The following is a 22,954-nucleotide window of genomic DNA, read 5'->3' as shown; positions in this document are numbered from 1 at the left end:
TCAGACCAGCCAGCCCTGTTCGCGCGCGATCCGCACCGCGTCCAGCCGGTTGCGGGCGTCGAGCTTGGTGACGGCCGCGCCGAGATAGTTGCGCACCGTGCCCTGCGACAGGTGCAGTCGGCGGGCGATCTCGGCGAGCTCACCGCCGTCGGCGGCCAGGCGCAGGACGTCGGTCTCCCGCGCGGTCAGCGGACTCCGCTCGGCCATGAGCGCCGCGGCGGCCAGCTTCGGGTCGATGACGTGCTCGCCGGCCGCCACCGCGCGCACCGCGTCCGCGAGCCGGTCCGGCGGCGCGTCCTTCAGCATGAAGCCGTTCGCCCGGGCCGAGAGCGCCGACCGCAGGACCTCGGGGCGCCCCAGGGCGGTGAGGATCAGGATCCGGCACTCCGGCAGCACGGCGGCCAGGTCGCGGGCGGCGGTCAGCCCGTCCCCGCCGGGCATCTCGACGTCCAGGACGGCGACGTCGGGCCGGTGCGCGACCGCGGCGGGGACGACCGCGTCCCCGCGGGCCACCTCGGCCACGACCTCCATGTCGGGCTCCAGACCCAGCAGGGCGACCAGCGCCCCGCGGATCAGGTGCATGTCCTCCGCCAGCAGAATCCGGATCATGAGGCCCCCCGCCTGCGGGGCACGACCACCGGCACACCGTGCCCAAGAACGATCAAGGGGCCATCTCAGATCGCTCTGAGACGGCCCCTTGAACCACGACTCTCTCGAGTCGGGACGACAGGATTTGAACCTGCGACCCCTTGACCCCCAGTCAAGTGCGCTACCAAGCTGCGCCACGTCCCGATGCCCGTCTGACCTGGGGTTTCCCCCGGCCCTGCGTGCAAGAGAACAATACCGCACTTCCCCTGGTGGTCACGAACCGCTTTACCGGCGTCACGCGGCCGTGGCCGGAAGGTGAGGGCCGGCCGGGGGGTCGTGGCAGAAAGTCACCCCTGGACGATTTCGGGCCCGCGGACTCACGGGCTCCGGATCAGACGAAACACAGTCCGAAGTGATCGTCAACAGCATCGGTTTCGGACAAAAACTGGGGCAATATTGATCCATCCCGGAAAGATCAACACCATGAAGTGTCGGCCTGTTCGGGACGGGACCACTGCCGATGCACCACCTGCCCGGACCATGCCGGGCAGGCGATTCGCAGGGAGGGACTCGTATGGACAGCTACTTCAGCAGCCGGCTTCATCATCAGCTCCGGGAGACGGTCCGCGGCTTCGCGGAACACGAGGTGAGACCCCGGATAGCGGAGATGGAGGCATCCCGGACGGTCCACCACGAGCTGTCCCGGCTCATCGCCGAGCAGGGCTGGCTGGGCGCGACGATCAGCCCCGAGTACGGCGGCATGGGCGCCGGACACCTGGCGAAGACGATCATCATCGAGGAGCTCTCCCGGGTCAGCGGCGCCATGGGCGCCATGGTCCAGGCCTCCCAGCTCGGCACCGCCAAGATCGTCCACTTCGGTTCGGACGCCCAGCGCAAGACCTGGCTGCCGAAGGTGGCCTCGGGCGCCTGCCTGCCGACGATCGCCGTGACCGAGCCGGAGTCCGGCGGTCATGTCCTCGGCATGTCGGCGAGCGCGGTGCGGGACGGCGACGACTACATCCTGAACGGCAGCAAGGTGTACGTCGGCAACAGCCACGTCGGCGACCTGCACGGCGTCGTGGTCAGGACCGGGCCCGGCTCGAAGGGCCTCACCGCCTTCCTCGTCGAGTCCGACCGGCCGGGCTTCCGGCTCGGCCCGCAGCAGCCCGCGATGGGACTGCACGGCTTCAGCTTCGGCGAGCTGATCTTCGAGAACTGCCGGGTCCCGGCCTCCAACCGGCTGGGCGACGAGGGCGACGGCCTCGCCGTCGCGTACTCCTCCAGCGTGCTGTACGGCCGGGCCAACCTCACCGCCGTCTCCCTCGGCATCCACCAGGCGATCCTGGAGGAGACCACCCGCTTCGCCACCGAGCGCATCCGCTACGGCAAGCCGCTCTCCGAACTGCCCACGGTCAAGCTCAAGCTGGGCCAGATGCAGTCCCGGCTGATGACCGGCCGCCTCGCCGCGTACCACGCGGTGCACCTGCTCGACCAGGGCCTCTCCTGCGACACCGAGCTGATGAACGCCAAGCTGGTGAACGTCGAGTCGGCCATCGACTCGGGCCGCAACGCCATGGAGATCCACGCCGCCGCCGGCCTCTTCACCGACCGGTCCATCGAGCGGTACCTCCGCGACGCGCACCACATCTTCGCGCCGGCCGGCACCTCCGACGTCCAGCTCCTCCGGCTGGGCGAGGTCGCCCTCGGCCAGGGCAAGGGCAGCTGGTCGGAGCGGCTCTCCGAGCTGGTCCGCACCCCGGAGCTGGAGCCCGCCTCCGCGTGACGGAACGCGTGAGGGCCCGTACGGCGGCTGCCGTACGGGCCCTCGTCACGCCCGGAACCTGACGGGACCGGACCGGGCTCGGAGAAGATCAGTACATCGAGTCCTCACGGCGGTGGATCTGCTCCACCAGCTCCGCCGCCATCGCCTTGATGGTCTCCAGACCGGAGCGGCCCCACGGCCGGACGTCGGTGTCGACCACGCAGATGGTGCCGAGCGCCACGCCCGTGCGGTCGATCAGCGGCGCGCCCATGTAGGAGCGGATGCCGATCTCGTCGACGACTGGGTTGCCGGCGAAGCGCGGGTAGTCGCAGACGTCCTCCAGGACGAGCGCCTTGCGCCGGACGACGACGTGCGGGCAGTAGCCGTGGTCCCGGGCCATGAACCGGCCCACGCCACCCGCGCCGGCCGCGCCGAGGTCGGAGCCCGAGTGCGAGCCGCCCGGGGTGTGCAGCCCCGCGAAGAACTGCCGGTTCTCGTCGATGAAGTTGACCATCGAGAAGGGGGCGCCGGTGACCTCGGCGAGCCGGTGCGCGAACTCGTCGAAGGCCGGGTCGGGCCGCTCCCCGAGGCCGAGCTCGCGCAACCGCCGGACCCGGTCCGGGGCCTCCTTGTCGATGGGGGTCAGGAGGAGGTGACCCGTCGGGTCGTAGGTCATGGCGTGGCTCCGAAGCTCGGCGCGTGGGCCGGGGTCGAGTTGAGGAGGTGCTGGACGAGGGTCAGGAGGGTGCTGATGGCGGAGCTGGAGATCCGGGCGTCGCACAGCACGATCGGCACGTGCTCGTCGAGGTCGAGGGCCTGGCGGATCTCGTCCCGCTCGTAGCGGAAGGCCCCGTCGAACTCGTTGACGGCGACCACGAAGGCGATGCCCCGCCGCTCGAAGAAGTCGATGGCGGAGAAGCACTGCTGGAGGCGGCGGGTGTCGGCGAGGACGACCGCGCCGAGCGCCCCTTCGGACAGCTCGTCCCACATGAACCAGAACCGCTCCTGGCCCGGGGTGCCGAAGAGGTAGAGGACGTTGCGGTCGTCGAGGGTGATCCGCCCGAAGTCCATGGCCACGGTGGTCGTGGACTTCTTCTCCACGCCCTCCAGGCTGTCGGTGGCGGCGCTGACCGAGGTCAGCAGCTCCTCCGTGCTGAGCGGTTCGATCTCGCTGACGGCGCCGACGAAGGTCGTCTTGCCCACGCCGAAGCCGCCCGCCACCAGGATCTTCAGCGCGGTGGGGAAGGGGTCGGCCGCGAAACCGTCATGGCGTTCAGAGCCGCTGTCGTAGGCCATCGAGCACTGCCTCCAGCAAGGAACGGTCGGATGGATTGGCGTGGAAGCGCGGGGCCCTCGCGGTGAGGGCCCCGCAGTCCACGAGGTCGGAGAGGAGGACCTTGGTGACGACGGCCGGGAGCTTTAAGTGCGCCGCGATCTCGGCCACCGAGGTGGGTCCGGCGCACAGTCCGAGAGCCAGGCTGTGCTCGGGGCCCATGTGGGCCTGCGGGCCGGAACCGGTCGCCATCACCAGGGAGAGCAGGTCGAGCGAGGCAGTGGGCTTGGTCCGTCCGCCACTGACGGTGTACGGGCGGATCAGCCGGCCGGCCGCGTCGTCGAGCCAGGGCCCTTCCTGTGGAGGAGACACGTTCACTGACCGGCGCCACCCGCCGCGGTGGCCGCCTGCCGGGCGGGCGTCACCAGGTAGGGGCGGACGCTCTTGACCAGCATCGCCATCTCGTAGCCGAGGACGGCGGCGTCGGCCTCGCGGCCCGCGAGCACGGCCAGGCAGGTGCCGGACCCGGCCGTGGAGACGAAGAGCAGGGTGGAGTCGAGTTCGACGACGACCTGGCGGACCTCGCCGCCGTCGCCGAAGCGGACGCCGGCGCTGCGGCCGAGCGAGTAGAGCCCGGAGGCGAGGGCCGCCATGTGGTCGGCCGCGTCGGGGTCGAGCCCGTGGACGGACTTCACCAGGCCGTCGGAGGAGAGGAGGACCGCGCTCCGGGTGTACGGGACGCGCTGGACCAGACCGCTCAACAGCCAGTCGAGATCCGAGGAATGGCCGTTCGGCACATTGCTCGCCATCGTGTATCTACTCCTTGTGCGCGTCGCCGTGACGCAGCGACTCCTGGGGGGTGGGCTGGGATTCGGCCAGGCCGATCCCACGCTGGAAGGCGGCCATCAGGCCGGGGTCGTGCAGGGCGTGCTCCTCGCCGGCGCGGGTCTGCGGCTGGTCGCGCAGCTGGGGGGCGAGGTGCTCCTGGGCACGCCGCTTGGGCAGGTTCGGCCGGCCGTGGGCCTCCGCCCGGGGCGCGGGGGGCGCCGGCGGGACGGGGGTGCCGAAGCCGGCGGGGGCGGCGGAGTGCTCCGCGTACCCGGCGGGCGCTCCGGCGCCGGAGGGGACGAAGGGGTTCGGCCCGACGGGCTCCTCCGGCAGGGGCGCGGGGCGCTCCGGGGCGGCGGGCGCGGGGGGTGCGGCCGGCGCGGGGGCCTGGTAGGGGTACGCGGCGGGAGCCGGGGCCTCCACGGGCGCGGGGGCGGGCGCCGCGGCCGGCGGGAACGGCGCCGAGGGGGCGTCGGTCCCGGGGTACGACGGCCGGTCCGTCTGGGGCCGGTCGTGCTGGGGCTGGGGCTGCGGCCGGCTCTGCGGCTGCTGGGGCGGCAGCGGCGTGCCGCCTCCGCCGGTGACCGCGGCGGTGTGCCGCTCGTGCTGGGCGAGGCCCTCGGGGTCGGCGCCGAGAAGGCCCTGCGGAAGGACGAGGACCGCCTGGATGCCGCCGTAGATGTTGGACTGGAGGCGCACGGCGATGCCGTGGCGGCGGGCCAGCGCGGAGACCACGAAGAGGCCGATGCGGCCGTCCTGGAGCAGATGGGCGACGTTGACCTGGTCGGGGTCGGCGAGCAGGGCGTTCATCTTGTTCTGCTCGGTGACCGGCATGCCGAGGCCGCGGTCCTCGACCTCGATGGCGAGGCCGGCGGTGACGTACTGGGCGCGGAGCAGCACGGTGGTGTGGGGCGCGGAGAACACCGTGGCGTTCTCGACCAGTTCGGCGAGCAGGTGGATGACGTCGGCGACGGCGTGGCCGCGGAGGGTGCCGTCGATCGGCGGGACGAGCTTGACCCGGGGGTACTGCTCGACCTCGGCGATGGAGGAGCGGAGCACCTCGGTCATGGTGACCGGGTTGGACCACTGGCGGCGGGAGATGGCGCCGCCGAGGACGGCGAGGTTCTCGGCGTGGCGGCGGATGCGGGTGGCGAGGTGGTCGACGTGGAAGAGGCCCTTGAGCAGCTCGGGGTCCTCGACCTCGTTCTCCAGTTCGTCGAGGAGCTGGATCTCGCGGTGGACGAGGGACTGGAGCCGGCGGGCGAGGTTCACGAAGACCTCGACCTTCTGCTCGTTGCCGACGCTGCTGGAGAGCCGGGACGCCTGGACGACGGCGGAGACGGCGGCCTCGTGGGAGCGGGCCAGCTCGGCCCCGAGGCGGTCGAACTCGTCGCCGCGGGTGGTGTCGGGCAGGGCGGGCCGGGGCGCCGGCTCGTCTCCTCGGCGCAACTGCTCGATGAGCGCGTGCAGTTCGCCCTGGTCCCGGGTCGCGTCGCGGCGGACGCCGGCGACGCGGGCGAGGACGGCCCGGGCGACGCGGTCGGCGCCGAGCGCGGCGGCCGTCACGGAGGCGATGGCGAGGGCGGCGGCTCCGGCGAGCGCGGCCCACAGGCCGGGCGTCGGGCTGGTGCCGGTGGAGCGGAGGGTGAAGAGGACGGCGGCGGCGCCGGCGAGGGCGGTGGCGACGGCGGGGAGCACGGAGGTGCGCAGCAGCTGGGGGCGTATGCGCACTTCGGCGGGGGCGGCCGTCGCGGGCCTGGCCGGAGTGGTGCCGGTGGTCGTGGTGCGGGCGCCCGAACGGCCGTGCCGCCCGCCCTCGCGGCGGTCGGACCGCGGGGCGGGTGCGCGAAGTTGTGACATGAGTGTCCTTGGTACGTGCCCGGAATTCGGCGTACTGAGGGGTACTTGGGGGTACTCGTGGGTCGGGGGGTGTGCGGGGCTGCTGACGGACTGCCGGTGAGCTTGGCAGGTGCGATGAGCCTACCGATGATCACCGAACACACAGGGTAGTCGTCAACCGTTCACCGTGGGTGCGCAGTTGGCAAACCTGCCCGTAGACCTGGGGAGTCTGGTATCGAGGCCGGTACGGTCGGCCGAGATCGATTGGCCGAAAGTCGCCAGTCCGGCGCGGAAGTTGCCGGGAGCGGAACCGTACGAAAGAGGGCGGAGGCGCCGATTGGTCCCCTTCCGCTGCGGAAACGCCCTCGGTCCGGAGCGGACCGGAATCCTTGCGGAAGGCGTGGGGAGGCCGTTCGCCGCCCTCTTCGTCACGGAGCGTGTACACGTCCGGAGCGTCGCGTTCCACCCCGGAGGGTGAGGGAGGTCCCGCGGGCCTCGTGACCGTCGGTAAGAGCCGCTCCCCCGGATCCGCCGCGGGGCTGCCATGCTGGTGCCATGAGCGCCGAAGCCCCCTCCCCCCGTCCCCTGCTCGTCGTCGACGGGGCCAACGTCGTGGGATCCGTTCCCGACGGGTGGTGGCGTGACCGGCGCGGGGCCGCGGAGCGGCTGCGGGACCGGCTCGCCGCGGACGGCGGGCCCGCCGACGGGCCGTGGCCGGGGCCGTACGAGATCGTGCTGGTGGTCGAGGGGCGGGCCCGCGGGGTGGCGTCCGTGCCGGGCGTCCGGGTGGAGGAGGCGGAGGGCAGCGGCGACGACCTGATCGCCGCGCTCGCCCGGAACGCCGACGGCCGGCCGTGTCTGGTGATCACGGCCGACCGTGAGCTGCGCCGGCGGGTGGAGGAGACGGGCGCCCGCTGCGCGGGGCCCCGCAGCCTGCCCCGTACGACCGGCGGGGCCTCCTAGAGCGGACCCCTCGGGGTGCCGCCGGACTGCGTGTTCCGGAGAGCCCGGGGCCCCTGACACTCAGGGGCCCCAGGGCTCAGGACCTCTCGGGCTCGTAACCCCTCGGGGTCAGTGGCGCTCGGGCAGGTCGCGCTCGGCCGGCAGCGGCGCGGTGTCGGCGGTCGCGGCTCCGGACGCGCTGCGCGCGGTCGCCTTCGGCGCCGGCTTCGGGCCGCAGAAGGCCGCCTCCAGCGTGCCGCCGAGCGCCGTGTTGGCGGAGCCGCGGTTGGAGGTGTTCGCGACCGCCGACAGGCTGCGCCGCCCGTCGCGGGTGGAGAAGGCGTACGTGTAGTAGCCCTGCACGGTGCCGGTGTGGCCGTACACCTGGGTGCCGCAGGTCAGGTCGTAGCGGCGCAGCCCGAGACCGTAGAAGCGGGTGTTCGTCGTGTCGGTCGGGGTGACCGTCGTCATCTCCTCCAGCATCGCCGGGGAGAGCAGCCGGCCCCGCATGAGCGCGCTGGTGAAGGTGTTCAGGTCGGCGGGGGTCGAGATGACGGCGCCGGCGGACTGCGCCCAGGAGACGGTCTGCTCGGTGGAGTCCACCAGCGGCTGGCCGGCCGCGTCCGGGTGCAGGTAGCCGCGGACCCGCAGGCCCTTGATGCGCGTGTCGGGGTGGACGTAGGAGGTGTCGCGCAGCTTGAGCGGATTGAAGATGCGGCGCTCGTACGCGCGGTCGACCGGCTTGCCGGTCAGCTTCTCGATGAGCATGCCGACGACGACGAAGTTGGCGTTCGAGTAGCGGTAGGAGACGCCGGGTTCGGTGGTGCGCGGCTCGGCGAGCGAGAGGTCGACGAGCTCCTGGTAGGTGAAGACCCGGTTCCGTACGGCCTCGAAGCCCGGCACGGTGTCGGCGAACATCGCGTTGGTGTAGTCGGCCAGGCCGCTGCGGTGGGTCAGGAGGTGGCGGACCGTGATCCGGTCGTCGGGGAGCAGACCCGGCAGGTAGCGGTTGACCGGCTGGTCCAGCTCCAGCCGTCCCTCCTCCACCAGCTGGAGCAGGACGACGGTCGAGAAGGTCTTGCTGACGCTGCCGATCCGGAAGCGGGCGTGGATGTCCATGGGCGCGCCCGACACGCGGTCCCGGACTCCGGCGGTCAGGCTCTCGACCCCGCCGGGACCGGCGAAGCGGGCCATGGCGCCCGGGGCGCCCTCGGCCATGGCCGCGTCCAGGGCGGCGCGGACGCCGGCCAGGTCGGGGGCGGGGGTCGCCGGGGTCGCGGCGGCCCGGGCGGCGGGGGCGGGGAGGGGCGCGGCGGTCGCGGCGGGCGCGAGCCCGGCGGCGAGCGCGGCGATCAGGGTGGCGGCGGCGCCGCTGGTCAGACGGCGGTGGGACGTCAGGGGCACGGTGGATCCTCGGCTGCTCACGTGGTGTTCGGCGCGGCGCACGCCCTCCGTGCCCGCGGGGCGCGGGCGCACGCGCCGGTGAAGCGGCCGCGCCCCCGTGCCTACCGATCATGAGGGTGACAGGCGCCGAAAGGTTCCCGGGCGCGGGACACACGCCCGGAAATCCTTCGTTCCGTGGTGCGGGGCCCTCCCGTGACGGGAAGGCCCCGACCCGTCAGAAGCCCTGCGGGGAAGGCAGCGGCAGCCGCACCTCGTTGCGGACCTGCTGCGGTGTGGCCTTGCACTTCACGTCGGACGCGGGCAGCCGGCCCGTCGTCAGATAGGCGGTGGCGGTGGCGTCGGCGCAGGAGCCGGAGCCGTACACGCCGTGCCCCTGGCCGCCGAGGACCGTGACCATGCGGGCGCCCTTCATGACGCGGCGCAGGCCCTGTCCGCTGACCAGCGGCGTCTGGGAGTCCCACTCGTTCTGGAGGATCAGCGCGCCGGACGCGTTGCCCACGCGGGTGGCCGGCTCGGCGCCGGCCGGCCAGAACGCGCACGGCTTGATGTGGGAGGCGATGTCGCCGTAGAGGGGGTACGCCGCCTTGTCGCGGACCGCGTCGCGGCGGTAGCGCTCCGGATCGCGCGGCCAGGCGCGGGTGTCGGCGCAGACGACGGACCAGAAGCTCGCGTCCATGTTGTCGGCGGGGACGTCGGCCGCCGCCTTCACCGCGGCACCCGCCGCGAACGACGGCGGGACGGGCCGCTCCGGCGCGGTCCGCCGGGACGGAGCGGCCGGCGGGGTGCCGCCCTCGGCGGCGGTCTTCAGCATGACCACCAGTTCGGCGGCGGCCTGGGGGTCGAAGAAGTAGGCGCGGGCGCCGGCCCTGATGTCGTCGCCGGTCAGTCGCTGGCCGTCGAGTTCGATCGGGGTGCGGTCGGCGTGCGCGACCAGCTTCCAGAAGGCCGCGCGGACCTCGCCGGGGGTGTCGCCGAGCCGGTAGGTGGCGTCCCGGCTCGCGGTCCACCCGGCCCAGCGGGTGAACGCCGGCTCGGCGCCCTCCGCCCAGACCTGGATCATGCCGCGCCAGATCCGCGCCGGGTCGACGGCGCTGTCGAGCACGAAGCGGTCGGCGCGCTGCGGGAACAGCTGGGTGTAGACGGCGCCGAGGTAGGTGCCGTAGGAGTAGCCCAGGTACGAGATCTTCCGCTCGCCCAGCACGGCACGGACGACGTCCATGTCGCGGGCGGTGTTGCGGGTGGTGAGGTGGGGCAGGACGGCGCCGTTCCGCGCCCGGCACTTCTCGGCCACGGTCCGCGCCCAGCGCACGTCCCGGTCGAACGAGGCTGCCTTGTAAGGGCGTTGCCAGTGCAGCTCGTCGCCGGTGAGGCCGCAGCTCACCGGTGAGCTGCGGCCGACGCCGCGCGGGTCGAAGCCGATGAGGTCGTACTTCTGCTTCACGGCGTCGGGCAGCTGCGGCGCCATCCACAGCGGCATGTCGAGCCCCGGGCCGCCGGGTCCGCCGGGGTTCAGGAGGAGGACTCCGCGCCGGTCCCGGGGGCTGGTGGCCTTCGCCCGGGAGATGGCGAGGTCGAGCTTCCGGCCGGCCGGGGCGGCGTAGTCGAGGGGGACCTTGAGGGTGGCGCATTCGAGCTCGGCGGGCGCCTGCGGGTCGCAGGGCGCCCAGCGGAGCTTCTGCCGGGTGTACGGCGTTAAGGCGCCGACGGCGGAGGCGGCCGCGGCGGCGGTCGCCGTGGCCCGCGCGGGAGCGGGTGCGGGGGCGGCGACCGCGGGGGTCAGGGCGGGCAGGAGCGTCGCGGCGGCGGTGATCGCCACGACGGAGGCTATTCGGGTGCGCACAGGGCGTCAGTTCCTCGTGGGTGCGGAGGGATCGGTCCGCAGCACCCTTTCGTGGATCTCGCCGGGAAGGAATCCCGCGCGAGGAGCGGATCGTGTACGTCTCCGGGAGGAGGAGCGCGCGCCGAAATGGTCCCTGCGGAGGCGAACGCGGGCGGCCGCTTTCGCGTCCGGGGTCCGAGCGGCGCCCCGCCCTGGGCACGCGGCCGCTTCCGGGATCCGCCGCCGCGCCCTGGGCTCTCGGCCGCGCCCGCGTCCGGAGTGTCCGATCGGCTTACCGTCCTCGGCGCCGGGCCGCTTCCGCGTCCCTGGGTCCCGTCGCCCGCCGTGTCCGGGGGCCGGCCGCTCGTCCGCCCCGGGGCCGGTCCCGCGTCTGTCCCGGACCCAGCCCCTCCCGGGGCGTCGTCATCCTCCTCTCCGGGTGGGTCACTGCTACGTCCCCGGGTCCGGTCGCCGCACCGGTCGGGGGCAGGCCGCTCACCCGTCCCGGGTCCGGTTCCGCATCCGCCCCGGGCCCCGCTTCTCCCGCCCAGCCCCTCCCGGGCGCCGGCGCCCTCCTCCCCCGGGTGGGCCGCTCCCCCCGGCGGTGTGCCGTCGCGTCTCAACCCGCTTCGCGCGTCGCCGAATTGTTTGTCCCGGGCGTCGGTGGTGAGGCGGAGGGCATGGAGAACTCGCTACGGCTGTTGATCGCCCTGTGCGGCTCCGCGCTGGCCGCGTACGCCGTCGTGCGCGCGGCGGACCTGGTGGCCCGCCGGGCCGACGCGCGGCGTCCCGGCACGCCCCTGTGGGGGCTGCTGCGCCGGTGCCGCACCCCTTTGTTCGTCGTCCTGTTCACCGCCCTGCTCGGCTGGGCCGTGCGCGTCACCGAGTGGGCCCCAGCGCAGGACCACGCCGGGCTCGTCGCCCGTATCCGGGTGCTCTGCCTGATCGGCAGCGGCGCCTGGCTGACGGTCCGGGTCGCCACCGCCCTGGTGGAGTCCTCGTACGCGCGCTACGCCGGGCGCACCCTGGACCGGGCCCGGGTGCGCCGGGTGCGGACGCAGGTCACGCTGATCACCCGGGTGGTGTCGGTGGGCGTCGGGGTCATCGCGTGCGCGGTGGCCCTGGTGACCTTCCCGTCGTTCCGGGCGCTGGGCACGTCGCTGCTGGCCTCGGCCGGGATCATCGGCATCGTGGCCGGCGTGGCGGCGCAGTCGACGCTCGGCAATCTCTTCGCGGGCTTTCAGATCGCCTTCGGCGACATGGTCCGGATCGGCGACACGGTCGTCGTCGACGGCGAGTGGGGACTGGTCGAGGAGATCACCCTGACCTTCCTCACGGTCCGCACCTGGGACGAGCGGCGCGTGACGCTGCCGGTCTCGTACTTCACCTCGCGCCCCTTCGAGAACTGGTCCCGCGGCGGCGCCGAGATGACCGGCACGGTCTTCCTCCACTGCGACCACGCCACCCCGGTGGCGGCGCTCCGGGCGCATCTGCGGGACTTCCTCGACGAGTGCTCCGGGTGGGACGGGCGCGGCTGGGACCTCGCCGTCACGGACACCTCGCCCACCGGCATCACGGTCCGCGCGCTGGTCACGGCGAAGGATCCGGACGAGCTGTGGACCGTGCGCTGCGCCGTCCGCGAGGAGCTGGTCCGCTGGCTCTCCCGGGAGCACCCGGCCGCGCTGCCGAGGATCGTCATGGGTCCGCCCCCGCGCGGCGAGGGCGGATCGCCTCCGGTCGCGCCGGCCGGCTGAGGCGCGACGCGCTCAGCCCCGGCCGTCGCCGCCCTCCCGCCGCTCGTCGGGCGTGGACCAGGAGTCGTCCCGGGGCGCACCGGGCTGCGCGGCCGTGGGGTCGCCGAGGGGCCGGCGCCGTCGCGCCGCGCGGCGGGCGCCCCACCAGAAGGCGGCGAGCAGCAGGGCGACGACGATCACCCCGATGGCGAGGCCGAAGCCCAGGGCGTTCGAGCCCGCCGAGGCGAGCGCGGGTCCGGCCGTGTACAGGGTTGCGCTGGTCATGGGCGCCTTCCGGTCGGGACGGGGGCGCAGGGGGCATTTCGGGCGATCCCCGCGCGCCGGGACACAGGGCGCGTGTCTCCCGTAACGGTCGGCACAAACGTACCGGCGCCCGCGACGTACCGATGAGGACCGGAGCGCGGCTCAGCGGACCTCCCGTACCCGCGGGGACTCCGTACCCGTAGGAGACCCGTACGCGCAGGGGCCCGTACCCGCAGGGGCCCGTACCCGCAGGGGCCCGTACCCGCAGGGGCCCGTACCCGCAGGGGCCCGTACCCGCAGGGGCCCGTACCCTCAGGGGCCCGTACCCTCAGGGGCCCCGTACGCGCAGGGGCCCCGTACGCGCAGGGGCCCCCTACGCGCAGGGGCCCCCTACGCGCGGGGGACGCATGCCCGTGGGAGATCCGTACCGGGCGGGTGTCGGGCAAGCTGGGGGCATGAGCGACTTGCACGGTGCCGCCGTCGTCCTGCGTCCCGCCGTCCCGGAGGACGTCCCCGCCCTGGCCGCCGTCCGGGCCACGCCCGAGGTGCGGGCCCGCTGGCGGGGTGGGGACGACCTGGCCGGGGAGGTCGCCTCCGATCTGGAGGACCCCGGGACACGCTGTCTGACGATCCGGCACGACGGCCGGATCGTCGGCATGATCCAGTGGTACGCCGAGGACGATCCGGAGTACCGGCACGCCGGGATCGACCTGTTCCTCGACCCGTCGGTGCACGGGCGCGGACTGGGTACGGACGCCGTCCGCACCCTCGCCCGCCACCTCGTCGACGATCACGGCTTCCACCGGCTGGTCATCGACCCGGCCGCCGACAACACGGCGGCGATCCGCTGCTACGAGAAGGTCGGGTTCCGCCCCGTCGGGGTGATGCGCCGTTACGAGCGGGGCGCGGACGGCACCTGGCACGACGGCCTGCTGATGGACCTGCTGGCGGCGGAGCTGGTGCGCTGAGGCGACGGCGGCGGCACGCTCCGCGGGTTCAGCCGCACCCGCACCCTCCGCAGCCCCCACCGCCGCCGCATCCGCCACCGCAGCTGCTGCCGCTGCCACTGCTGCCTCCGGCTCCGCCGCTGCCGCTGTCGCCGCCCTTGTCCGAGCCGCTGCGCCCGATGCCGCGTACGACGGCCCAGACGACGAGGACGACGACGCCCACTCCCACGATCTCCGCCACGGTCTCCCCCTCCCCCGCCGTCCCGCGACGGCTCGTGACGGGGTATACCCACCCCGTGGGCGGAGGGAGCGGTTCGGGGGCGTGAGCGATGCCACGTCTCTCTCGCGGTGGCAGGTCAGCCGCGGCCGAGGATCCCCCGGTCGTAGCCTGCGGCGACGGCCGCCGCCCGGTCCTTGACGGCGAGCTTGGCGTACATGTGGGTGAGGTGGGTCTTCACCGTGGCCTCGCTGATGAAGAGTTCGGCGGCGATCTCGCGGTTGGAGGTGCCCCGGGCGACCAGGACGAGGATCTCGCGCTCGCGTGCCGAGAGGGTGTCGTCGACGGGTTCGGCGGGCCGGCGCACGGCGCTGACGAGGCGGGTGGCGACGGCCGGGGAGAGGACGGTGCGGCCCTCGGCGGCGGCCCGTACGGCGGCGAACAGCTCGTCGCGGGGCGCGTCCTTGAGGAGGTAGCCGGTCGCGCCGGCCTCGATGGCGGGGAGGGTGTCGGTGTCCGTGTCGTACGTGGTGAGCACGAGGACGCGGGCGCGGGCGCCCTGCCGGGCGAGGGCGGCGATGGCGTCGACACCGCCGCCCGCCGGCATGCGCAGGTCCATGAGGACGACGTCCGGGTCGAGCCGGAGGGCGAGTTCGACGGCCTCGACGCCACCGGACGCCTCGCCGAGGACGCGGAATCCGGGGTCGGCGTCGAACATGCCGCGCAGGCCGTCCCGGACGACGGGGTGGTCGTCGACGAGGAGCAGGGTGATCTCAGTCATGGGCGCCCAACGGTACGCGAACGGAGATCGCCGTGCCCTCCCCAGCCGCCGACTCGACCTCGACCTCCCCGGCGAGGCGGGCGGCGCGGGCCCGCATCCCGACGAGGCCGAAGCCGCCGTGGGAGCCGCGGGCGGAGGGGACGGCCGGGTCGAAGCCCCGTCCGTCGTCGCGGATGTCGAGGACGACCTCGTCGCCCATGTACGAGAGGGTGACCCCGGCGCGGCCGGCGCCGGAGTGGCGTTCGGCGTTGGCCAGCGCCTCCTGGGCGATGCTGAGCAGGGTCGCGGCGACCTCGTCGTGAAGGGGGTGCGCGGTGCCGGTGGCCGTGAACCGGGCGGTGATGCCGGTGCGTTCGGCCCAGTCCGCGACGGTCTTCTCCAGCGCGTCGGGCAGGGTGTCGTGCTCCAGGGCGACCGGTGAGAGGTTCTGCACGGAGCGGCGGGCCTCGCCGAGGCTGTGCCGGGCGAGGGCGGCGGCCCGCTCGTGGTGGACGCGGGCCTGGCCGGGGCCGGCGGTGTCGGCGGCCTGGAGCTGGGCGATGATCCCGGTCAGTCCCTGGGCGAGGGTGTCGTGGATCTCGGCGGCGAGCCGGCGCCGTTCGTCGGCGACGCCCGCCTCCCGGGCCTGGAGGACGAGTTGGGCCTGGAGGGTGGCGTTCTCTGCGAGCGCCTGCTCCAGGCGGGCGTTGGTCCGGGCCAGCTGGGCGATGGTCGCGGAGCGCTCGGCGGCCTTCTCGGTCTCCTTGGCGCCGAGGTGCGCCAGGCCGGTGGCGAGGCCGGCGTTGAGGAGGAACAGCGCGATGAACGCGACCCATTGGAGCGTGGACGTCGGCGGGAGCCCGCCTGCCTGGGAGCCGGCCAGGGTGAGGGCGACGACGAGCAGTCCCGAGCGGACGAAGACCGGACGGGGCGGCAGCAGGTGGACGGCGTCGAAGTAGCCGACGCAGGCGAAGACGGCGAAGAACGGGTTGAGCCAGGTGAGGACGAAGGCGAGCGCCGTGCGCAGCGCGAAGTAGCCGACGGAGGCGGGCCCCGGGATGCCCGGGAGGAGCACGCCCGCGCCGTGGTCGTCCCCGCTCCCGGGGGGCGGTACGGACCTCGGCCACCGCTGCCAGCACAGCTGGAGGACGAGGACGGCGACGACGAGGACGGCGGCGACGCCCGTCTCGGTCCCGGTCATCACCTCGCTCGCGGTGGCCGCGGCCAGCGCCGTGGCCGCGCTCAGGAGGACGTACGGCCCCCAGCGGTAGAACTGCAGCCACCGTTCCTCGACCGTCGCCGCCATGCCCGTACCCCCTCCGCCGACCCGTCCGGCCGCCGTTCCCGTCCGCGCCGCCGGGCCGTCCGCGCCGCCGCTCCGTCACTCCCAGCGGAAGCGGCGGATCGCCACCGCCGTCAGCGCGACCGCCCAGAAGGCCATCACCCCGACCGCGAGCAGGCTCGGCCAGCCGCCGCGCGCCGCCTCGTCGAGGGCCCGCGAGGCCGCACCGTACGGCGCGAACTCCACGATCCGGCGCAGCGTATCCGGCATGGCCTGGACGGGCACCCAGACACCCGCCGTGAACATGGTCGGGAAGAAGACGGCCGTGCCGACGGCGGTGGCGATCTTCTGGGTACGGGAGAGCGCGCAGACCGCAGCGCCGAGGGCCAGGGCGCCCGCGACGGACAGCAGCAGCGCGGCGAGGTAGCCGGGGAGGTTCTCCGGGAGGGCGACGCCGAAGGCGGACCGGCCGACCGCGATCACCAGCAGTGCGGAGACCAGCGCGGCGGCGGCGTGCAGCACGAGCTGGGCGGTGAGCAGCGCGGCCGGGCGGACCGGGGTGGCGGACATGCGGCGCAGGATGCCGCGTTCGCGGTAGCCGGCGAGGACCGGGGGCATGGCCTGGAGGCCGGCCATGATCAGGGCGAAGAGGACGGAGACCGGGACGTAGACGTCGATCATGCGACGGCCGCCGAGGTCGGGGGACGCCTCCCGCATGGACGGGACGAGCCCGAGGATCGCCAGGAGGACGGTCGGCGAGACCATCACCCAGAACAGGGAGGCGGGTTCGCGGGCGAAGAGGCGGGCCTCGGTCCTGAGGACCGCGCGGGTGGCGGAGGCCGGTGCGGTGGTGCTGGCCATGGGACTGCTCCTGTCGGGAGGCGGGCGGCCGGGCGTGGGACGGAGGGACTGCGGCGGCGGAGGGCGGTTGGTGCTCCGGAGGTGAGGCCGGTCCTCAGGAGGTGAGGTCGAGGTAGGCGTCGTCGAGGGTGGTGTCGGTGATGCGGAGTCCGCGTGCGGTGACCGCGCGGCGGGCGAGCAGCGACACGAAGGCGTCGACGGTGGCGTCGGTGCCGGTCACGACGGTGCGGCCGTCGCGGGAGGTCACGTCGGCGGCGCCGGGCAGGGCGGTGAGTTCGGCGGTATCCAGAGGGCTGTCGGCGGCGAAGGAGATCACTTGGGCGGTCGCGGAGCGGCCGATGAGGCCGGCGGGGGTGTCGAGGGCCGTGACCCGGCCCCGGTCGATCACCGCGATCCGGTCGCAGAGCCGCTGGGCCTCCTCCATGACGTGGGTGACGAGGAGGACGGTGACGCCGCCCGCCCTGATGTCCTCGACGAGGGCCCAGGTGTCGCGGCGGGCCCGGGGGTCGAGCCCCGTGGTGAGTTCGTCGAGGACGACGGCGCGGGGGGCGCCGACGAGCGCCAGGGCGATGAACAGCCGCTGCTTCTGGCCGCCGGACAACTTGCCGAAGCGGGCGTCCAGATGGGCGTCGAGCCCGAGCCGCGCGGCGAGGGCGCGCCAGTCGGCGGGGCGCTCGTAGAAGGAGGCGTAGAGCTCCAGCGCCTCGCGGACGGTGAGTTTGGCCTGGAGCTCGCTCTGCTGGAGCTGGACCCCGAGCAGCCGGGTGATCCGGTCGTGGTCGGCGACGGGGTCGAGGCCCGCCACCCGCACCGTGCCGGAGTCGGCGGCCCGGAGTCCGGCCACGCACTCGACGGTGGTGGTCTTTCCGGCGCCGTTGGGTCCGAGGATCCCGAAGATCTCTCCCTCGTCCACGGAGAAGGAGACGCCGTCGACGGCCTTCCGCTCCCCGTACGCCTTGCGCAGTTCCCGCACTTCGATCATCGGCATGTGCCCACGATCGCCCCCGGTGGGCCCCGCCCGGTATCGGCCGTCCCGCTCGAACCGCGGTCAACCGATCGGTTGATGGGGCTACGACGACCGGCGGCCGGGCGGGACGGCGGCGAGCTCCGACACGTCCGTGGTGTCCACCATGCGGCTCAGCTTCTTCCGGGCGCGCGCCACGTGGCTCCGCTCAACCCTGATCTCGGCGCGTGCCCGCGCCGGTCCCGTGACGACGTAGGCCAGCGCCAGGACGGGCGTGCTCCCGAGCGTGGCGGCGATCCGGCGGAGGGCGCCGGGGCTGTCCCGGAGGGAGACGACGAGCGTGCACGTGCCGGGGAGGGTCGAACTGTCGTGTGCCATGGGGTGTTCCTGTCCAGGTCTGCCGGCCGGGTGGGCCGTCGTGTCAGGGGTTCCGGGAAAACGAAAAGACCCCTCGTGGAACACGAGAGGTCTGCGTGCGGGCGGTGGCGTCGGCCGGGAGGGGTCGCCTCCGGGTCACACCGGTGCCGGCACGCGGGCGCTGATAATGAGCCGCCGCAGCATGCGGTCAGTGTCCCACGCCCTCCGGAATTCGAGAGGCCCGTCTCACTCTCCGGACACCAGCCCTTCGCCGACGGAGCGCCACGGGGCCAGGCCGCGGAAGGAGGGTCCCGCGGCCCGGGCGGCGGGAGGAGGCCCCCCAACGAGCCGGGCCAAGGAAGGAGGCCCCAAATCCAGGCCGGGGGCGCGGCGTCGCGCCGCCGGCCCTTCCGGTCAGCCGAGCGCCGCGGGAGGCACGGCCGGGGCCCACCAGGTCCCTCACCGGCTCGGGTCCCTCACCGGCTCGGGGCGCGGAGGGGTGACGCGCAGGCGGGTGAGGACCTCCTCGCGCGCGACCGCCGGAAGGAAGTACCACCATGGGGCCGTGATCTGCTCCAGGAGGGCGCGGCGGCCGGTCGAGATCTCGGAGAAATGCCGCACGCGGGAGTACGAGGCCATCGGGATGGTCGCGAACCCCGCTCGTCGACGGCGAAGCGCAGCTCGTTACGGGGCTGGGCGCGAAGCGAAGGGGCCCGGCAGGAGAGATCCGGCCCGGGCCCCTTCACGCCGTCCTCAGCCGCCGGCGGACTCCAGGTCCACCTTCAGGAGCCGCAGCGACGCCTCGTGCGGAGAGTCGGGCTCGGCGTGGTAGAACTTCAGAATGTTGCCGTCTGGAAGTTGTGCGGACTGGTACATCAACTCCAGCTCGCCCACGACCGGGTGGTCGACGAGCTTCGTGCCCTCCACACAGTTGGCCACGTCCTGGCGGCACCACAGTGATCCGAACTCGCTGCTGTTGATGGTGAGTTCACCGATCAGGCCGGCCAGTTCCGGGTCGTGGCGGTGGCTCCCGGCGATGAAGCGCAGATAGGCGACGTTCGCCTCGGACTCGGCGGTCCAGTCGGCGTACAGCGACCGCACGCGCTCGTCCAGGAAGTTCATCTTGATGATGTTCGGGCGCCGGGCCGGGTCGTCGATGAGGCCGAAGTCGAGGTGAGGCGCGATCAGCGCGTGGAAGACGCGGTTCCAGCCGACGATGTCGCAACGGTAGTTCAGCACCGCTGCGGCGACGGAGTCGAAGGACTCCAGCAGCATCCTGGTGGGGGCGGCGAGTCGGCCGTCCCGGGGCTTGTTCCGTCCCGGCTGTTCCGGGGATCCGATCTTCAGGAGGTAGTCCTGCTCGTCGCCGTTGAGTTCCAGCGCACGGGCGATGGACAGCAGCACCTGGGGCGAAGCGTGCGCGGTGTGCGACTGCTCCAGCCTGGTGTAGTAGGTCTGGCTGACCCCCGCGAGGGTCGCCACCTCCTCGCGGCGCAGGCCGGGCACCCGTCGCACGCCGCGGCCCGGGCGCAGCCCCGCCTGCTCGGGCCGGACGCGCTCCCGCATCTGCCGGAGGTAACTGCCGAGGTCCGCGTTCATGATCTGGTCCACCTCTCTCATTATGAAGAGTCCCGGCGCCAGGGCGATCGGCACCGGGGACAGGGCAGGAAGCGGCCGGTGAGCGGAGGCTCCGCTCACCGGCCGCTCGACGACGGCCGCGCGGGGGATCAGTCGGTCGTCGTCGTTCGGGGGGACCGGGCGCGCAGCACGAGCCACAGCACGAGGCCGACCACGACCTGCGCCGAGCCGGTCACGCCGATCGCGGTGCGGATGCCGGAGAGTTCCTCGGCGGCCGTCACGGAACCGTGCCCGATGACACTCGCGTAGACGGCGCTGACCAGCGGGATGCCGATGGCGATGCCGACCTGCTGGCTCTGGGTGGCCATGCCGGTGGCCATGCCCTGCGAGTCGGCGTCGGCCGAGGAGGTGGCGATGACCATGAAGCACAGGGCGGCGAGCATCGAGAAGAAGGCGTTGACGAACTGGGTGGCGATGAGCGGGAGGAGCCAGAAGGGGTCGGCCGAGGCCCACACCCCGAACAGCATGAACGCGCCCTGGAGGAAGAGCGAGATCCCGAGCAGCGACCGGGGCGACACCTTCTGCAGGATGCGGGGGCCCACGACACCGGCGATGATCTGCCCGACGCCGATACCGAGGAGCACGAGGCCGGCGGTCATGGAGGACAGGCCGAGGACGTTCTGCACATGGAGACCGGTGAAGAAGATCAGCGCGGTCTCCCCTCCGAAGATGAAGAGGGCCGCCAGATTGCCGAGGGCGATGTCCGGCTTCTTGAGGATCCTCACGGGGACCAGGGCGTCGGCGGTACGGCTCTCGACCGCCCAGAACCCGACGAGCAGGACGGCGGAGGCCGCCAGGGCTGCGCCGGCCAGGGCGTCCAGGCCCTCCTCGCCGACCCGGGTGACGCCGTAGATTCCGGCGAACATGCCGAGGGTGATGAGGACCGCGCCGGGCACGTCGATCCGGCCGCGCCGCTCGGCCCGGCTCTCCGACACGACCAGGGGCACGACGAGGATCGCGGCAATGGCCACCGGGATGTTGATGAAGAAGGCCCAGCGCCAGGAGAGGGCGTCGGTGAGCACACCGCCGAGGACGGCACCGACGCTGAATCCGCCGCTCATCATGATGCCGTTGAGGCCCAGGGCGCGGGCGCGCAGCGAAGGCTCGGTGAAGGCGGTGGTGAGCAGGGCGAGCGCCGCCGGCGTGACCGCAGCGGTGGCCAGGCCCTGGAGGGTACGGGCCACGAGCAGCGTCTCAGCGGTGCCGGCCACGCCGCCGAGCAGCGACGAGACGGCCAGGACGACCATGCCGGCGGTGAAGATCCGCCGGCGGCCCACGAAGTCACCGACCCGGCCGAACACGAGGGTGCAGCCCGCGGCGCAGAGCGCGAACATCGTGGTGATCCATTGCAGGCTTCCCGTCTCGAAGCCCAGGGCGACCCCGACCTCGGGGAGAGCCACGTTCAGTACGGAGAAGTCCGCGGCCATCATGAACTGGGACGCCAACAGCACGACGAGGGCCGCCGTCTGACGGCCGCTCATCCGAGCGGTCGCCGGGGGCGGGGTCGTGGTCTGCGCGGTTTCAACGCTGGTCATGACCCAACCCTGATCCGCGCGGGCGCCCCCAGCCAGCCCCTGCTCCCGGCCACCACTGGCGAGGGTGGTACTGCCAGTGGCACCCTCCCGAGGTCACCCCGACACCGGGTCCCGCCCCCGCCCCGTCATGGCGCGCGGATCCCCCGCCGCCCGTCCCGGCCCCGCGCGGGGCGAACAGGCCGAAAGCGGCCCAGCCGGATATGTGAAGATCCCCGCATCGGCGGGGATCTTGTCGCGGGTGAGTCAGCCGCGCCGACCGCCGCCGCTGCCGATCCGGTCAGCGGAAGTCGTCGTCCTCGTCCATGCCACTGGAGAGCCAGATCTCCTCGGCGTAGGGGACGGTCGGGCTCTCGGGCTCAGGCTCCTCGAAGTCCGTGAAGTCCGGACCCTCAAGGTGGTCCTCTCCCTGCGTGCAACGGCACGGGAAGACCTCTTGGGTGATTTCACCGTTGACGAGGCTGTTGACGGCACGGGCGTGCGAGGGTCCTGTGGGCATGCGCCGATGCTACGGAGTCGGGACCACGCCCGTCCGTGTTTCGACGAGACGTACCGGCCCGTCCCCACCCGCTCCCGGCGAGGACCGGCATCCATCCCGGTCAGGGGCAGGCCACGCCCCCGCCCCGCTCGGCCTCAGCCCACGTCACCGCTCACCCGCCAGGTCGAGATCGCGCTCGGACGCCTCGGCGGGGGGCTGGGGCGGCTTCGGCCGCCGCCACGGAGTGGCGATCGGCTGGGACACCACTCGCCACCAGGCGTCCGCGGGCAGCTTCCCCGCCGGCTCGAACGGCTCGCCGGGGCGGGGGAACGCCACGGCCTGGCCGACCTCCTCCGCCGCGTCCTTCGTCCACTCGCCCGGTTCCGCCCAGGCGTGCGGGGCCAGGTTGAAGGTGGCCCAGTGGATCGGGAGGAGGACGCCGCCGGGGCGGCCGCCCTGGAGGTCGAGGTGGGCCCGGACGCCCTCGGCGGGGGTCATGTGGATGTCCGGCCAGAAATCGGAGTAGGCGCCGAGCTGGATCATGGTGACGTCGAAGGGGCCGTGGGCCGCGCCGATGTCCTTGAAGCCCTGGAAGTAGCCGGTGTCGCCGCTGTGGAAGATCCGGTGACGGGGGCCGCGGACCGACCAGGAGGCCCAGAGGGTGTGCTGCTGGTTGCGGATCGCGCGGCCGCAGAAGTGGCGGGCCGGGGTGGCGGTGAGGGTGAGGTCGCCGATCTCGGTGGACTCGTGCCAGTCCAGCTCGCGCAGCCGGGAGGGGGCGACGCCCCAGCGCTCCAGGTGGGCGCCGACGCCGAGCGGGACCGCGAAGAGGGTGTCCGAGCCGGCCAGCTCCTTGATCGTCGGCAGGTCGAGGTGGTCGTAGTGGTCGTGGGAGATCACGACGACGTCGACCGGGCCGAGCGCCGCGAGCGGCGCGGGCGCCGGGTGGAGCCGCTTGGGGCCCACGAAGGAGAAGGGAGAGCAGCGCTCTCCCCAGACGGGGTCGAAGAGGATCCGTACGCCGTCGATCTCGGCCAGCACGCTGGAGTGGCCCAGCCAGGTGATCCGCAGGCCGGTGGGGGCGGGGCGGGCGAGGTCGGCGACGGTCGTCGGGTGGACGGGGATCACCCCGGTGGGGGCCCGGCGGGCGCGCGACTCCCTCTCGAAGTAGATCTTCGCGAGCTCGGAGGTGGAGCCGGACGGGCCGCGGCGGGCCTGCTCGGGGTTCTGGAAGACGCCGTCGGCGAAGTGCGGCGAGCGGCGGATGCGAGCCAGCCGCTCCCCCGCGGGCTCGGCGCCGAAGGACTCGGGCCGCAGGGCGCGCAGCCGGGCCCGCAGCGAACGGTCGGAGCCGGTACCGGTCACAGGACCTCCTGGTCGACGGTGGTCGTTCCATTATGGGCGGACGGGCCGTGGAGCGTCCCGACGCGTCCGTCATACTGAACAGGCGTTCAGTAACCTGCCCC

At 73.5% G+C, this 22,954-nt stretch carries 24 protein-coding genes and 1 tRNA gene; 4 read left to right on the top strand and 21 right to left on the bottom strand.

Annotated features, from left to right (window positions below):
- Together ACFYT9_RS24475 and ACFYT9_RS24470 are read right to left on the bottom strand one after the other, a co-directional pair.
- Positions 1 to 609 carry a DNA-binding response regulator gene (locus ACFYT9_RS24475; protein ID WP_387270471.1) on the bottom strand — a complete coding sequence of 203 codons (609 nt, stop codon included), beginning with the start codon at positions 607 to 609 and terminating at the stop codon, positions 1 to 3.
- Positions 610 to 718: 109 nt separating this feature from the next.
- Positions 719 to 792, bottom strand: a tRNA-Pro gene (locus ACFYT9_RS24470).
- A gap of 370 nt (positions 793 to 1,162) precedes the next feature.
- On the opposite strand from ACFYT9_RS24470, the gene ACFYT9_RS24465 reads away from it, so the two are divergent.
- A complete protein-coding gene (locus ACFYT9_RS24465; protein WP_387270470.1) occupies positions 1,163 to 2,371 on the top strand; it encodes an acyl-CoA dehydrogenase family protein in 1,209 nt (402 codons plus the stop codon).
- Positions 2,372 to 2,459: 88 nt separating this feature from the next.
- Here the strand turns inward: ACFYT9_RS24465 and ACFYT9_RS24460 are convergent, their stop codons facing one another.
- Genes ACFYT9_RS24460 through ACFYT9_RS24440 form a run of 5 tightly spaced genes read right to left on the bottom strand, consistent with a single transcriptional unit; the run spans position 2,460 to position 6,311 of the window.
- Positions 2,460 to 3,026 carry a GAF domain-containing protein gene (locus ACFYT9_RS24460; protein ID WP_387270469.1) on the bottom strand — a complete coding sequence of 189 codons (567 nt, stop codon included), beginning with the start codon at positions 3,024 to 3,026 and terminating at the stop codon, positions 2,460 to 2,462.
- On the bottom strand, positions 3,023 to 3,646 hold the full coding sequence (locus ACFYT9_RS24455; RefSeq protein WP_376598376.1) for an ATP/GTP-binding protein: 624 nt from the start codon (positions 3,644 to 3,646) through the stop codon (positions 3,023 to 3,025). The genes ACFYT9_RS24460 and ACFYT9_RS24455 overlap by 4 nt, the downstream gene beginning before the upstream one ends.
- Positions 3,624 to 3,995, bottom strand: coding sequence for a DUF742 domain-containing protein (locus tag ACFYT9_RS24450; RefSeq protein ID WP_376598374.1), 372 nt, complete (start codon positions 3,993 to 3,995; stop codon positions 3,624 to 3,626). The genes ACFYT9_RS24455 and ACFYT9_RS24450 overlap by 23 nt, the downstream gene beginning before the upstream one ends.
- A gap of 2 nt (positions 3,996 to 3,997) precedes the next feature.
- Positions 3,998 to 4,432, bottom strand: coding sequence for a roadblock/LC7 domain-containing protein (locus ACFYT9_RS24445; protein WP_376598372.1), 435 nt, complete (start codon positions 4,430 to 4,432; stop codon positions 3,998 to 4,000).
- A 7-nt stretch (positions 4,433 to 4,439) separates the two neighbouring features.
- Entirely contained in the window at positions 4,440 to 6,311 is a 1,872-nt protein-coding gene (locus ACFYT9_RS24440; RefSeq protein ID WP_389167160.1) for a sensor histidine kinase, read from the bottom strand.
- 534 nt (positions 6,312 to 6,845) lie between these two features.
- Here ACFYT9_RS24440 and ACFYT9_RS24435 point away from each other — a divergent pair.
- Positions 6,846 to 7,253, top strand: a complete 408-nt coding sequence (locus tag ACFYT9_RS24435; RefSeq protein WP_389167157.1) for an NTP pyrophosphohydrolase — start codon at positions 6,846 to 6,848, stop codon at positions 7,251 to 7,253.
- A gap of 108 nt (positions 7,254 to 7,361) precedes the next feature.
- On the opposite strand, the gene ACFYT9_RS24430 is transcribed toward ACFYT9_RS24435, so the two are convergent.
- Together ACFYT9_RS24430 and ACFYT9_RS24425 are read right to left on the bottom strand one after the other, a co-directional pair.
- The gene (locus ACFYT9_RS24430; RefSeq protein WP_389167154.1) at positions 7,362 to 8,636 is read right to left on the bottom strand and encodes a serine hydrolase domain-containing protein; all 1,275 of its coding nucleotides are present in this window, start codon (positions 8,634 to 8,636) and stop codon (positions 7,362 to 7,364) included.
- 214 nt (positions 8,637 to 8,850) lie between these two features.
- On the bottom strand, positions 8,851 to 10,476 hold the full coding sequence (locus tag ACFYT9_RS24425; protein WP_389167152.1) for an alpha/beta hydrolase: 1,626 nt from the start codon (positions 10,474 to 10,476) through the stop codon (positions 8,851 to 8,853).
- Between the two features lie 659 nt (positions 10,477 to 11,135).
- On the opposite strand from ACFYT9_RS24425, the gene ACFYT9_RS24420 reads away from it, so the two are divergent.
- On the top strand, positions 11,136 to 12,209 hold the full coding sequence (locus ACFYT9_RS24420) for a mechanosensitive ion channel family protein (protein ID WP_387270463.1): 1,074 nt from the start codon (positions 11,136 to 11,138) through the stop codon (positions 12,207 to 12,209).
- Between the two features lie 12 nt (positions 12,210 to 12,221).
- On the opposite strand, the gene ACFYT9_RS24415 is transcribed toward ACFYT9_RS24420, so the two are convergent.
- Positions 12,222 to 12,473, bottom strand: a complete 252-nt coding sequence (locus tag ACFYT9_RS24415) for a DUF6479 family protein (RefSeq protein WP_387270462.1) — start codon at positions 12,471 to 12,473, stop codon at positions 12,222 to 12,224.
- Between the two features lie 434 nt (positions 12,474 to 12,907).
- On the opposite strand from ACFYT9_RS24415, the gene ACFYT9_RS24410 reads away from it, so the two are divergent.
- The gene (locus ACFYT9_RS24410) at positions 12,908 to 13,420 is read left to right on the top strand and encodes a GNAT family N-acetyltransferase (protein ID WP_389167149.1); all 513 of its coding nucleotides are present in this window, start codon (positions 12,908 to 12,910) and stop codon (positions 13,418 to 13,420) included.
- Positions 13,421 to 13,448: 28 nt separating this feature from the next.
- On the opposite strand, the gene ACFYT9_RS24405 is transcribed toward ACFYT9_RS24410, so the two are convergent.
- The 11 genes from ACFYT9_RS24405 to ACFYT9_RS24355 form a co-directional block, all read right to left on the bottom strand.
- Positions 13,449 to 13,640 carry a hypothetical protein gene (locus ACFYT9_RS24405; RefSeq protein ID WP_389167146.1) on the bottom strand — a complete coding sequence of 64 codons (192 nt, stop codon included), beginning with the start codon at positions 13,638 to 13,640 and terminating at the stop codon, positions 13,449 to 13,451.
- 115 nt (positions 13,641 to 13,755) lie between these two features.
- Positions 13,756 to 14,397, bottom strand: a complete 642-nt coding sequence (locus tag ACFYT9_RS24400; protein WP_389167143.1) for a response regulator — start codon at positions 14,395 to 14,397, stop codon at positions 13,756 to 13,758.
- Positions 14,390 to 15,682, bottom strand: coding sequence for a sensor histidine kinase (locus ACFYT9_RS24395; RefSeq protein ID WP_389167141.1), 1,293 nt, complete (start codon positions 15,680 to 15,682; stop codon positions 14,390 to 14,392). Before ACFYT9_RS24395 ends, ACFYT9_RS24400 begins: the two co-directional genes overlap by 8 nt.
- Positions 15,683 to 15,757: 75 nt before the next feature.
- Positions 15,758 to 16,519, bottom strand: a complete 762-nt coding sequence (locus ACFYT9_RS24390) for an ABC transporter permease (RefSeq protein WP_389167138.1) — start codon at positions 16,517 to 16,519, stop codon at positions 15,758 to 15,760.
- A gap of 94 nt (positions 16,520 to 16,613) precedes the next feature.
- Positions 16,614 to 17,507 carry an ABC transporter ATP-binding protein gene (locus tag ACFYT9_RS24385; protein ID WP_389167135.1) on the bottom strand — a complete coding sequence of 298 codons (894 nt, stop codon included), beginning with the start codon at positions 17,505 to 17,507 and terminating at the stop codon, positions 16,614 to 16,616.
- 81 nt (positions 17,508 to 17,588) lie between these two features.
- A complete protein-coding gene (locus ACFYT9_RS24380) occupies positions 17,589 to 17,861 on the bottom strand; it encodes a hypothetical protein (protein WP_387270456.1) in 273 nt (90 codons plus the stop codon).
- A gap of 438 nt (positions 17,862 to 18,299) precedes the next feature.
- Positions 18,300 to 18,479, bottom strand: a complete 180-nt coding sequence (locus ACFYT9_RS24375) for a hypothetical protein (protein ID WP_389167133.1) — start codon at positions 18,477 to 18,479, stop codon at positions 18,300 to 18,302.
- 114 nt (positions 18,480 to 18,593) lie between these two features.
- Positions 18,594 to 19,460, bottom strand: a complete 867-nt coding sequence (locus tag ACFYT9_RS24370) for a helix-turn-helix transcriptional regulator (RefSeq protein ID WP_389167131.1) — start codon at positions 19,458 to 19,460, stop codon at positions 18,594 to 18,596.
- A 107-nt stretch (positions 19,461 to 19,567) separates the two neighbouring features.
- Positions 19,568 to 21,013: an MFS transporter gene (locus ACFYT9_RS24365; RefSeq protein ID WP_389167128.1), complete on the bottom strand. Its 1,446-nt coding sequence runs from the start codon at positions 21,011 to 21,013 to the stop codon at positions 19,568 to 19,570.
- Between the two features lie 277 nt (positions 21,014 to 21,290).
- Entirely contained in the window at positions 21,291 to 21,509 is a 219-nt protein-coding gene (locus tag ACFYT9_RS24360) for a hypothetical protein (protein WP_389167125.1), read from the bottom strand.
- Between the two features lie 144 nt (positions 21,510 to 21,653).
- Positions 21,654 to 22,853, bottom strand: a complete 1,200-nt coding sequence (locus tag ACFYT9_RS24355; protein ID WP_389167123.1) for an MBL fold metallo-hydrolase — start codon at positions 22,851 to 22,853, stop codon at positions 21,654 to 21,656.
- Positions 22,854 to 22,954: the final 101 nt, after the last annotated feature.

Origin of the sequence: Streptomyces sp. NPDC004435, from assembly GCF_042873895.1 — a bacterium.
Classification (GTDB): domain Bacteria; phylum Actinomycetota; class Actinomycetes; order Streptomycetales; family Streptomycetaceae; genus Streptomyces.
This window is presented reverse-complemented; position numbering and strand designations above follow the sequence as displayed.

What these genes read in the sequence shown, in the direction of transcription:
- ACFYT9_RS24475 (WP_387270471.1), bottom strand. Translation starts at nt 609, where the DNA reads ATGATCCGGATTCTGCTGGCGGAGGACATGCACCTGATCCGCGGGGCG.
- ACFYT9_RS24465 (WP_387270470.1), top strand. Translation starts at nt 1,163, where the DNA reads ATGGACAGCTACTTCAGCAGCCGGCTTCATCATCAGCTCCGGGAGACG.
- ACFYT9_RS24460 (WP_387270469.1), bottom strand. Translation starts at nt 3,026, where the DNA reads ATGACCTACGACCCGACGGGTCACCTCCTCCTGACCCCCATCGACAAG.
- ACFYT9_RS24455 (WP_376598376.1), bottom strand. Translation starts at nt 3,646, where the DNA reads ATGGCCTACGACAGCGGCTCTGAACGCCATGACGGTTTCGCGGCCGAC.
- ACFYT9_RS24445 (WP_376598372.1), bottom strand. Translation starts at nt 4,432, where the DNA reads ATGGCGAGCAATGTGCCGAACGGCCATTCCTCGGATCTCGACTGGCTG.
- ACFYT9_RS24440 (WP_389167160.1), bottom strand. Translation starts at nt 6,311, where the DNA reads ATGTCACAACTTCGCGCACCCGCCCCGCGGTCCGACCGCCGCGAGGGC.
- ACFYT9_RS24435 (WP_389167157.1), top strand. Translation starts at nt 6,846, where the DNA reads ATGAGCGCCGAAGCCCCCTCCCCCCGTCCCCTGCTCGTCGTCGACGGG.
- ACFYT9_RS24420 (WP_387270463.1), top strand. Translation starts at nt 11,136, where the DNA reads ATGGAGAACTCGCTACGGCTGTTGATCGCCCTGTGCGGCTCCGCGCTG.
- ACFYT9_RS24415 (WP_387270462.1), bottom strand. Translation starts at nt 12,473, where the DNA reads ATGACCAGCGCAACCCTGTACACGGCCGGACCCGCGCTCGCCTCGGCG.
- ACFYT9_RS24410 (WP_389167149.1), top strand. Translation starts at nt 12,908, where the DNA reads ATGAGCGACTTGCACGGTGCCGCCGTCGTCCTGCGTCCCGCCGTCCCG.
- ACFYT9_RS24400 (WP_389167143.1), bottom strand. Translation starts at nt 14,397, where the DNA reads ATGACTGAGATCACCCTGCTCCTCGTCGACGACCACCCCGTCGTCCGG.
- ACFYT9_RS24395 (WP_389167141.1), bottom strand. Translation starts at nt 15,682, where the DNA reads ATGGCGGCGACGGTCGAGGAACGGTGGCTGCAGTTCTACCGCTGGGGG.
- ACFYT9_RS24390 (WP_389167138.1), bottom strand. Translation starts at nt 16,519, where the DNA reads ATGGCCAGCACCACCGCACCGGCCTCCGCCACCCGCGCGGTCCTCAGG.
- ACFYT9_RS24385 (WP_389167135.1), bottom strand. Translation starts at nt 17,507, where the DNA reads ATGCCGATGATCGAAGTGCGGGAACTGCGCAAGGCGTACGGGGAGCGG.
- ACFYT9_RS24380 (WP_387270456.1), bottom strand. Translation starts at nt 17,861, where the DNA reads ATGGCACACGACAGTTCGACCCTCCCCGGCACGTGCACGCTCGTCGTC.
- ACFYT9_RS24375 (WP_389167133.1), bottom strand. Translation starts at nt 18,479, where the DNA reads ATGGCCTCGTACTCCCGCGTGCGGCATTTCTCCGAGATCTCGACCGGC.
- ACFYT9_RS24370 (WP_389167131.1), bottom strand. Translation starts at nt 19,460, where the DNA reads ATGAGAGAGGTGGACCAGATCATGAACGCGGACCTCGGCAGTTACCTC.
- ACFYT9_RS24365 (WP_389167128.1), bottom strand. Translation starts at nt 21,013, where the DNA reads ATGACCAGCGTTGAAACCGCGCAGACCACGACCCCGCCCCCGGCGACC.
- ACFYT9_RS24360 (WP_389167125.1), bottom strand. Translation starts at nt 21,509, where the DNA reads ATGCCCACAGGACCCTCGCACGCCCGTGCCGTCAACAGCCTCGTCAAC.